General features: G+C 61.6%; 8 protein-coding genes. 5 read left to right on the forward strand and 3 right to left on the reverse strand.

Annotated features, from left to right (window positions below; translation table 11 throughout):
• A partial coding sequence (locus tag ADK28_RS16970) for a glutamine synthetase family protein (protein ID WP_048796213.1) occupies window positions 1-1,232 on the reverse strand: 1,232 nt, incomplete at its 3' end.
• 395 nt (window positions 1,233-1,627) lie between these two features.
• Here ADK28_RS16970 and puuR point away from each other — a divergent pair.
• The 5 genes from puuR to ADK28_RS16995 all read left to right on the forward strand — a co-directional run bounded on the left by puuR (window position 1,628) and on the right by ADK28_RS16995 (window position 8,085).
• Complete coding sequence (gene puuR, locus ADK28_RS16975) at window positions 1,628-2,185, forward strand: HTH-type transcriptional regulator PuuR (protein ID WP_016927000.1); 558 nt, start codon at window positions 1,628-1,630, stop codon at window positions 2,183-2,185.
• Between the two features lie 155 nt (window positions 2,186-2,340).
• Entirely contained in the window at window positions 2,341-3,852 is a 1,512-nt protein-coding gene (locus tag ADK28_RS16980; RefSeq protein ID WP_048796209.1) for a sugar ABC transporter ATP-binding protein, read from the forward strand.
• Window positions 3,849-4,844: an ABC transporter permease gene (locus ADK28_RS16985; RefSeq protein ID WP_048796210.1), complete on the forward strand. Its 996-nt coding sequence runs from the start codon at window positions 3,849-3,851 to the stop codon at window positions 4,842-4,844. Before ADK28_RS16980 ends, ADK28_RS16985 begins: the two co-directional genes overlap by 4 nt.
• A gap of 243 nt (window positions 4,845-5,087) precedes the next feature.
• Window positions 5,088-7,076, forward strand: coding sequence for a ligand-gated channel protein (locus ADK28_RS16990; protein WP_048796211.1), 1,989 nt, complete (start codon window positions 5,088-5,090; stop codon window positions 7,074-7,076).
• A 55-nt stretch (window positions 7,077-7,131) separates the two neighbouring features.
• On the forward strand, window positions 7,132-8,085 hold the full coding sequence (locus ADK28_RS16995) for a siderophore ABC transporter substrate-binding protein (protein WP_016926996.1): 954 nt from the start codon (window positions 7,132-7,134) through the stop codon (window positions 8,083-8,085).
• A 33-nt stretch (window positions 8,086-8,118) separates the two neighbouring features.
• On the opposite strand, the gene ADK28_RS17000 is transcribed toward ADK28_RS16995, so the two are convergent.
• The gene (locus ADK28_RS17000; protein ID WP_016926995.1) at window positions 8,119-8,907 is read right to left on the reverse strand and encodes an ABC transporter ATP-binding protein; all 789 of its coding nucleotides are present in this window, start codon (window positions 8,905-8,907) and stop codon (window positions 8,119-8,121) included.
• The coding region (locus tag ADK28_RS17005) for a FecCD family ABC transporter permease (protein WP_048796212.1) at window positions 8,904-9,608 on the reverse strand (705 nt) is incomplete at its 5' end. The genes ADK28_RS17005 and ADK28_RS17000, both read right to left, overlap by 4 nt.

A 9,608-nucleotide genomic window follows, 5' to 3' on the forward strand; every position in this document is an offset into this window, starting at 1 on the left:
TGCTCCAGCCCGTTGCCGGTCACCGGCTCAGGCAACGGCAGCGCGTTGTCCAACCCGTACAGCATGCCGGCCAGGATCGCCGCCATCACCAGATACGGATTGGCGTCGGCGCCGGCCACGCGGTACTCCACCCGATGATTCTCCGGTTCGCCGCAGGGGATGCGCAGCGCCACGGTGCGATTGTTGTGGCCCCAGGCGGCCTGGATCGGCACATACATCCCCGGCTGGAAACGCCGATAGGCATTGACGTTCGGCGCCAGCAGCGCCATCGACGCCGGCATCAGGGTGATCATTCCGGCCAGCGCCTGTTTCAGCAACGGTGAATCCTCGCCTTCGCCGTCGGCGAACAGGTTGTTGCCCGCCCCGTCCTGCATGCTGACATGCACGTGCATGCCGCTGCCGGCGTAATCCTCGTAGGGTTTGGCCATAAAGGTGGCGTGCATACCGTGGTTCTCGGCCACCAGCCGCACCAGCCGCTTCAGCGCCAGCGCGTGATCGCAGGCCAGCAAAATATCGTCGGTATGACGCAGATTGACCTCGAACTGCCCCGGCGACGCCTCCGCCACCGCGCCGTCCGCCGGCAGCCCCTGCAGCTTCGCCAGCGCGTCGATATCGTTCAGCACCTCAGCGAAATGGTTCAGGTTATCGACGGAATACACCTGGCTTTGGGTGTTGCGCTCCTGGGTGCCGGGCGCACACGGCGGCTGCAAATCGCCTTCCGCGTCGCGCAGCCTATCGATGAGATAAAACTCCAGCTCTACCGCTGCCACCGGGAACAAGCCGCGCTGTCGCAGCGCCTGCCACACGCGGTTCAGCACATTACGGGGTTCAACGTCAAAGGGAGTGCCATCTTCATCCAGCATGGTCAGCAACACCTGGCCGATATGCTCCGGATCGGCGGCCGACGGCGTCAGCGAGCCGGGCACCGGCAGACAAATGCGATCAGGCTCGCCGAGCTCCTGCCCAAGACCGGTCTCCTCCACCACGTTGCCGAGGATGTCCATGGCGAACACCGACGCGGGGAAGTAGCTGCCTTTTTCCAGTTTTTTCAACCCTGAGACGGGTATGCGCTTGCCGCGGAAGGAACCATTGAGATCGGTGAGAAGGATATCGACATACTGCGTGGCGGGATGGCGTTCCAAATAATGAGCAACCTCATTTTGGAACGCGCTACTTCGCCTCTCTTCATGATGCTGTGCAAAATGTTCAACTGCTGCGCTATTGGTTTGCATACGTCACCCGCCATTATGCTCTTAAGGCGCGTTAGCGCCCGTCCGCCGTTCGATTCAACACATGATTGGATTTCTCGCCAGGTCGCGCCGCTGCCGGGCGCTCAAAATAACATCCACAATATGAAACATAGTATTAACAGAATGGGTTTGCAAATGTTACAATCCTGTTTGATTATTCATCACCGACTGCTAAATTGATAAAATATTGACCGAAAAGGCCTTGCTGCCATTTTTACGTCAACTATTTCGTCCAACGCACCGAGAGTGAATATGGGCAATATATTTTCCAAACCCACCCTAACTACCGATATCATGCAGCATCGTTATCGACCAGACAGGCACCCGATAGCGATCTTCATTTCTACCTGTCGCCCTTACCAGAAGGAAGTACCGCTATGAGCGAAGCCAGCTTGGCACCGGGCAAACGCCTGTCACAGATCCGTCAGCAATTGGGTTTGTCGCAGCGCCGGGTCGCCGAACTGTCCGGGTTAACCCACAGTGCGATCAGCACCATCGAACAGGACAAGGTCAGCCCGGCCATCAGCACGCTGCAAAAGCTGCTGAAGGTGTATGGCCTGTCGCTGTCTGAATTCTTTGCCGAACCGGAGGCCGTCGACGAACCGCGCGTGGTGATCGACGCCGAAGATCTGATTGAGATCGGCAGCCAGGGGGTGTCGATGAAGCTGGTGCACAACGGCAGCCCGACGCGCAACCTGGCGATGATGCTGGAAACTTACCAGCCCGGCACCACCACCGGCGAAAAGATCAAGCATCAGGGCGAAGAGATCGGCACCCTGCTGGAGGGCGAGATCGTGCTGACCATCAACGGCCAGAGCTATTGCCTGACCGCCGGTCAGAGTTACGCCATCAACACCGGCATTCCGCACAGCTTCAGCAATACGTCGGCGCGCATTTGCCGCATCGTCAGCGCACACACCCCTACCACCTTCTGACCGCTTCTCGCACCGGCGCAGCCTGACGCGGGTTGCGCCCCTGCCTCTCCACGTTTTTCATCGCCGTTATGCCATTTTGTTGGTTGCCAACGGCGCAATCTGTGTTACAACAGAGCAAAACAGCCATCTAAACATCTAAACGGCCTTGCTACCCTATGTCAACCGTAACGCCTTCACGCCTCGAGATGCGCAATATCTCGATCGCCTTCGCCGGCTTCAACGCGCTGCAGGACGTGGACTTCACGCTGCAGGGCGGATCAATCCATGCGCTGGTCGGCGCCAACGGCGCGGGCAAGTCGACGCTGATGGCGATCCTCTCCGGCGCCCACGATCATTATCGCGGCGAGATCCTGATCGACGGCCAGCCGGTGGCGATCCACTCCCCGCTGCAGGCGCGCCGTCACGGTATTCACGTGGTGCAGCAAGAGGTCGACGTCGCGCTGATCCCCACGCTGTCGGTAGCGGAAAACATCATGCTTGACTGGCTGAACGAGCCGGGCCACTGGCTGAACTGGGCGGAGCTGCACCGCCACGCCGCGCAGCTGCTGCAGCAATGGGCGCTGCCGCTCAACCCGCGCAGACGCCTGGCGGACTGCACGCTGGCGGAAAAACAGCAGGTGCTGCTGGCGCGCGCGCTGTCGCACCGCTGCCGTTTTCTGGTGCTCGACGAGCCGACCGCGCCGCTCGATCGCGCCGAGAGCGAGCGCCTGTTTAACGTGGTGCGCCGCCTGCAATCCGAAGGCATCGGCATCGTGTTTATTTCCCACCGCATCCACGAACTGAGCGACATTTGCGATCGGCTGACGGTGCTGCGCGACGGCCGGCGCGTCAGCGAAGACGCCATGCGCGGGCTGAACGGCGAACAGGTCGTCGAGAAGATGCTCGGCCATCGGCTGGACGACATTTTCCCGCCGCCGCGCCCGCCGCACCCAGAGCGAACGCTGCTGCAGGTGGAGGGCTTGCTCGATCACCATAAGCTGCGCGACGTTTCGCTGCGGTTGCATGAGGGCGAGATCCTCGGCATCGCCGGGCTGGCCGGGGCGGGCAAAACCGAACTGTGCAAGGCATTGTTCGGCGCCGGCGCCGTGCAGCTCGAGCGCGGCGAACTGCGCGGGCAGCCCTGGGCGCCACGCGCGCCGCACCTGTCGGTCGAACAAGGATTGGCGCTGGTGCCGGAAGAACGCCGCAAAGAAGGCATTTTCATCGACGAGGCGATCCCGATGAACCTGAGCGTCAGCGCCGACGACAGCTTCTCGCGCTGGAGCCTGTTCAACCGGCGGCAAGAACTGCGCTGGGCGCGCGAGATCATGCAGCGTCTGAACATTCGCGCCTCCGGCCCGCAACAGCGGCTGGCGCGCCTGTCAGGCGGCAATCAGCAAAAAGTGGCGATCGGCAAATGGCTGCGCGGCGACGCCGAGGTGCTGATCTTCGATGAGCCGACCAAGGGCGTGGACATCAAGGCCAAACAGGAGCTGTTCAGCCTGATCGACGGCCTGGCCCGCGCCGGCAAAGGCGTGATTTACGCCTCCGGCGAGTTCGCCGAGCTGATTGGCCTGTGCGATCGCATCTGCGTGCTGTGGGACGGCCGCATCGTGGCGGAGTTGAACGCTGCCGACATCGACGAAGAAACCTTATTGCTCTATTCCACCGGAGGAACCCCTGCGTGAGTAAAGAATTTGCCTTGCGGCCTGCGCTGCCCTGGCGCCAACAGCTGTTCGATTTCCTCTACAAGTGGGGCATGCTGCTGACCGTGGCGGCGCTGATCGCCCTGTTTGGCCTGGCGTCGGACAATTTTCTCGATGCCAACAACATCATCAATATCCTGCGTTCGATCGCCATCGTGACGGTGATCGCCATCGGCGTCTCCATCTCGCTGTCGGTCGGCGGTTTCGATCTGTCGGTCGGCTCAACCGCCTCACTGGCCAACGCGCTGGTGATTTCACTGTTCGTCTGGCACGGGTTCGGCACCACCGGCGCCATCGTGGTGACGCTGCTGCTGTGCACACTGGTCGGCCTGTTCAACGCCCTGCTGATCGTGGTGTTCAGAATTCCCGATATGCTGGCGACGCTGGCCAGCCTGTTCGTGATCCAGGGCGTGGCGATGACCTACAGCTACGGCGGTTCCATCACCCAAAACATGGTGCTGCCGAATGGCGACATGGCGGAAGGCCTGATCCCGGAGGTGTTTTCCGCCCTCGGCCAGGTGCCGGTGATCGTGCTGATCATGCTGGCGGTCACCGTGGCGGTGCAGCTGTTTCTGTCGTTGACCAAGCACGGCCGCAGGATGTACGCCATCGGCGGCAACCCCGAGGCGGCGCGTCTGTCGGGCATCCGCACCGTGCGTTACAGGGTTGCCGCTTACGTCATTTCCTCTTGGCTGGCGGCGCTTGGCGGCATCTTGCTGGCGTCACGTATCGGCTCTTCGCAGGTCAATGCCGGCGGCGGCTATCTGATGGACGCGGTGGCGGCGGCCTATATCGGCTTCTCGCTGGCGGGCTCCGGCAAACCCAATGCGTTCGGTACCCTGATCGGCGCGGTGATCCTCGGCGTGCTGCAAAACGGCCTGGTGATGCTGTCGGTGCCCTACTACGCCATGGACATTATCAAAGGCCTGGTGCTGGCGCTGGCGCTGGCCATCACCTACATCCAGAAACGCTGATCCCCCCGGCGCACGCCCGCTGCGCCGCTTTTCCCTTTAATTCATCCGTTTACCCTTTCCCGTCAGCAGAACAAGCATACAAATGATATGAATTATCATTAGCGTTTACATTCAGTAAAAAATCCTTACAATACCCTCACGCAACGCTGACGAAGCGAAGTATTTCTCAGCGAACGATGAATAATTTCATTAGAAATTCAATTGGTTAATTACTTTCACTTCAATCCAGGAAAGGTTCACCTCATGGAAACGCCACGTTACAGCAAGCTCGCCGCTCTGGTGATTGCCTCACTCAGCGCCACCGCCGCACTGGCCGCGCCGCAGAACGACACCCAGGACACCATGGTCGTCACCGCCTCCGGCTTCCAGCAAAAAATTCAGGACTCCGCCGCTTCCATCTCGGTGATCCCGCGCCAGCAAATCGAAGACAAGGCTTACCGCGACATCACCGACGCGCTGAAAGACGTGCCGGGCGTGGTGGTCACCGACGGCGGCAGTAAAAGCGACATCAGCATCCGCGGCATGTCTTCCAAGTACACCCTGATCCTGGTGGACGGCAAGCGCGTCGACACCCGCGGCACCCGCCCGAACAGCGACAACGCCGGCATCGAACAAGGCTGGCTGCCGCCGCTGGAAGCCATTGAGCGCATCGAAGTGGTGCGCGGGCCGATGTCTTCGCTGTACGGTTCCGACGCCATGGGCGGCGTGATCAACGTCATCACCCGTAAAACCTCACGCACCGAGTGGAAAGGCTCGCTGCACGGCGATGCCACCCTTCAGGAAAACCGCGATTCCGGCGACCTGTTCCAGACCAACGCCTACGCGTCCGGTCCGCTGGTTGAAGGCCTGCTCGGCCTGCGGGTCAACGGCCTGCTCTCACGCCGCGCGGAAGATAAAATCGTCAACGGTTACAACGAACAGCGCATGCGCAGCGGCACTGCGGTGTTCACCCTGACCCCGGACGAGAAAAACGAATTCGACTTCGAAATCGGCCGCTCGCTGCAGGATCGCAACAGCACGCCGGGCAAATCGGTGGTGGCGGAGCGCTGCAGCAAAGGCAAATGCACCCCAACTTCCCGCAGCGAAGATCTCTACACCCGCACCAACTACTCGCTGACCCACAACGGTTATTACGACTTCGGCAACTCCACCAGCTACGTTCAGCGGGAAGAGACCAACAACCCGGGCCGCAAAATGAAGATGTACAACACCATCTTCAACACCCAGAACCAGTTCGAGCTGGGTTCCCACATGCTGAACCTCGGCGGCCAATACCGCTATGAGAAACTGGGCGACAGTGGCAACCAGCTAAGCTCGGCGCAAGACGTCAATCAACTGACGCGCTGGAGCTGGGCGCTGTTCGCCGAAGACGAATGGGCGCTGACCAATGACTTTAGCCTGACCAGCGGCATCCGTATGGACCGCGATCAGAACTTCGGCAGCCACTGGTCGCCGCGCATGTACGGCGTTTGGCACCTGACCGAGCAGTGGACGCTGAAAGGCGGCGTTTCCGCCGGCTACCGTTCGCCGGATCTGCGCCAATCCTCCGCCAACTGGGGCCAGGTCACCGGCGGCGGCGTGCGTAAAGGCATCATCGTCGGCAACCCGGATCTGCAGCCGGAGAAGAGCCTGAGCGAAGAGATCGGCCTGATGTGGGATAGCCTGAAAGGCATCAACGCCGGGGTCACCGTCTTCAACACCGACTTCAAGAACAAGATCACCGAAGTGCGCCGCTGCGAAGACACGCCGGACTGTAAGATCGGCAATGACGTCTACGACTTTATCAGCGATCGCGTCAACGTCGACAAAGCCAATATGCGCGGCGTAGAAGCCACCTTCGGCTGGCAGATCAACAAAGACTGGAAGTGGAACACCAACTACACCTACACCTCTTCCGAGCAGAAGAGCGGCGAGTTCCAGGGCAAGGCGCTCAACCAGATGCCGAAGCACATGGTTAACACCGTGCTGGATTGGCGCGCCACGCAGGACCTCAGCCTGTGGTCGCGCGTTAATTTCCGCAGCAAAACGTCTGAGTATCTGAGCCGTACCTCGATGGCCAAGAGCACGCCGTCCTACACCTTCGTCGATGCGGGCCTGAGCTACCAGGCGGCGAAAAACCTGCAGCTGACCGGCGGGGTCTACAACATCCTCGACAAGACCGTGGATTACGATCACTACAACACCACGCTGGACGGCCGCCGTTACACCGTCGGCATGACCTACAACTTCTGATGCCCCTGGGCGCGCGCCGCGCGCCCTTTTCATTCCATCACCATGAGGAAGCTCCATGAAATTACGCCGCTCCCCCCTGATGATCGCCCTGCTGGCCGCGATGGCGCTGGCGGGTTGCCACAGCAAAACCGATACGCAGGTAGCCGCTACCCCGGCTACCGTCAACGTCCAGCACCTGAACGGCAGCACCGAGGTGAAGAAGCACCCGCAGCGCATCGTGGTGCTGGATTACGCCTCGCTGGAAACGCTGCAGCTGCTGGACGTCGAGCCGCTGGCGCTGCCCGGCAACCGCAAGAACTTGCCGGATAGCCTGAAGCGCTATCAGGATGACAAATACCTCAATGCCGGCACCCTGTTCCAACCGGATATGGCCGTGCTGCGCGCCGCCAAACCGGATCTTATCCTGATCGCCGGCCGGGCGTCCAAAGCCTATGACGAGCTGAACACGCTGGCGCCGACGTTGAACATGTCCGTCGATCAGCAGGATCAGTTGGGCAGCCTGAAACAGCGCACCCTGCAGCTGGGCGAGCTGTTCGATAAGCAGCAACAGGCGCAGGCGGCGATCGACAAGCTGGATGCGCAGATCGCGGCGGTCAAACCGCAGGCCGCCCAGGCCGGACGCGGGCTGGTGGTGCTGTTCTCCGGCGGCAAGATCAGCGCTTACGCCCCCAAGAGCCGTTTCAGCTTCGTCTATGACGCCCTCGGCTTCGCGTCCGCGTTGCAGTCCGATGAAAAAGACGTGCGCGGCAACAAGCTGACGCCTGAGCAGGTGGCCAAGCTGAATCCGGACTGGCTGTTCGTCATCGACAGAGACGCCGCGACCGGGCGGCCGAACGCGGTGGCGCCGCAGAAAATCCTCACCGGCACCGCACTGAAGAAAACCACGGCGGTGAAAAAAGGCCAGGTGGTTTACCTGCCGGCGGCCGAGGTCTATCTGTCCGGCGGCATCGTCACCGCCCAACACGTCGTCGAACGCGTGAGCGAGGCGCTGAATCACACTGCGCGATAAAGAAAGCCCGGCGATGCCGGGCTTTTTCTTGGGTTAAATCGTCGGCTGGTTTACCAAACCGTCTATCAGCACCTGCGGCGTGCCCTGCGAGCAACGTTCGATGCGCCCGCGCACGCCGTAGACCCGCGCCAGGCTCTGCGGCGTAATCACCTGATCCGGCGCGCCATCGGCGATCAGATCGCCATCCTGCAGCATCAGCACGTGGTCGCCGTGACGCAGCGCGATGTTGATGTCATGCACCACCACCACCGTCACGATATTGCGCTTGCGGGTTTCACGGCGCACCAAATCCATCACGTGGAACTGATAGTTGAGATCGAGCGCGCTCAGCGGCTCATCCAGCAGCAGCAGCGACGGCTGACGGATCAGCGACTGCGCCAACCCCACCAGCTGTTTCTGGCCGCCGGACAGCTGATCGAGATAACTCAACGCCAGATGGGCGATGCCCAGTTGCTCCAGCAGGGCCATCACCTCCGCTTCGCTGCCGGCGTTGCTGCGGCCGCCCGAGGCGCGCTGCGCCACGATGATCGACTCCAGCACGTGCAGGTGCACCCCGGCGGGCAGCGACTGCGGCAGATACACCACTTTCTCCGCGCGACGAGCGAACGGCATCTGCATCAGATCGCCGTCGTCCAGCCACAGCTTGCCCTGCGCCGGGTTCAGCCCGGCCAGCGAGCGCAGCAGCGTCGATTTGCCGCTGCCGTTCGGCCCCAGCAGCACGGTGATTTGCCCGCGCGGCAGCATCGGCACCGAGAGATCGTCGATCACCTGGCGTTTCGGGTAGCCCGCCGAGAAGTGTTCTATACGCAAGCCCTGGTTCATACGTTCCCCCGATGGCGCAGAATAATGCTCAGGAAGAACGGCACCCCGACCAGCGAGGTGACGATGCCCACCGGAATGATCACGCCGGGCACCAGATTTTTCGACGCCACCGAGGCCATCGACAGCACCAGCGCGCCAATCAGCGCGCTGGCCGGCAGGTAGAAACGGTGATCTTCGCCGAAGATCATGCGGGCGATGTGCGGCGCCACCAGGCCGATAAAGCCGATCGGCCCGACGAAAGCCACCGCCAGCGCCGAGAGCATGCTGATGCGCAGCAGCGTGGTTAGCCGCAGACGACGCACGTCGATGCCGAAGCTCACCGCCCGGTCTTCACCCAGACGCAGCGCGGTCAGTTTCCACGAGCTCATCATCGACAGCGGCAGCAGCACGGCGAACACCCCGAACAGAATGCCCAGCTTGTCCCACGAGGCGCGCGCCAGGCTGCCCATGGTCCAGAACACCAGCCCCTGCAGCGTGTCCTCGCTGGCGATGAATTGCATCATCGAGACCAGCGCGTTGAAGGTAAACACCAGCGCGATGCCGAACAGCACTACGCCGGAGGTGGCGACCCGCGTCCAGCGCGTGATGCCGTCGAGCATCAGCGCGGCGAACAGCGCGAAGATAAAAGCGTTGGCGGAGATGAACCACTGATCGGGAATGCCCGGAATGCCGATGCCGAGCACGATCGCCAGCGCGGCGCC

This window comes from Serratia sp. 506_PEND (assembly GCF_001076875.1).
Classification (GTDB): domain Bacteria; phylum Pseudomonadota; class Gammaproteobacteria; order Enterobacterales; family Enterobacteriaceae; genus Serratia; species Serratia marcescens.

What these genes read in the sequence shown, in the direction of transcription:
- puuR (WP_016927000.1), top strand. Translation starts at nt 1,628, where the DNA reads ATGAGCGAAGCCAGCTTGGCACCGGGCAAACGCCTGTCACAGATCCGT.
- ADK28_RS16980 (WP_048796209.1), top strand. Translation starts at nt 2,341, where the DNA reads ATGTCAACCGTAACGCCTTCACGCCTCGAGATGCGCAATATCTCGATC.
- ADK28_RS16990 (WP_048796211.1), top strand. Translation starts at nt 5,088, where the DNA reads ATGGAAACGCCACGTTACAGCAAGCTCGCCGCTCTGGTGATTGCCTCA.
- ADK28_RS16995 (WP_016926996.1), top strand. Translation starts at nt 7,132, where the DNA reads ATGAAATTACGCCGCTCCCCCCTGATGATCGCCCTGCTGGCCGCGATG.
- ADK28_RS17000 (WP_016926995.1), bottom strand. Translation starts at nt 8,907, where the DNA reads ATGAACCAGGGCTTGCGTATAGAACACTTCTCGGCGGGCTACCCGAAA.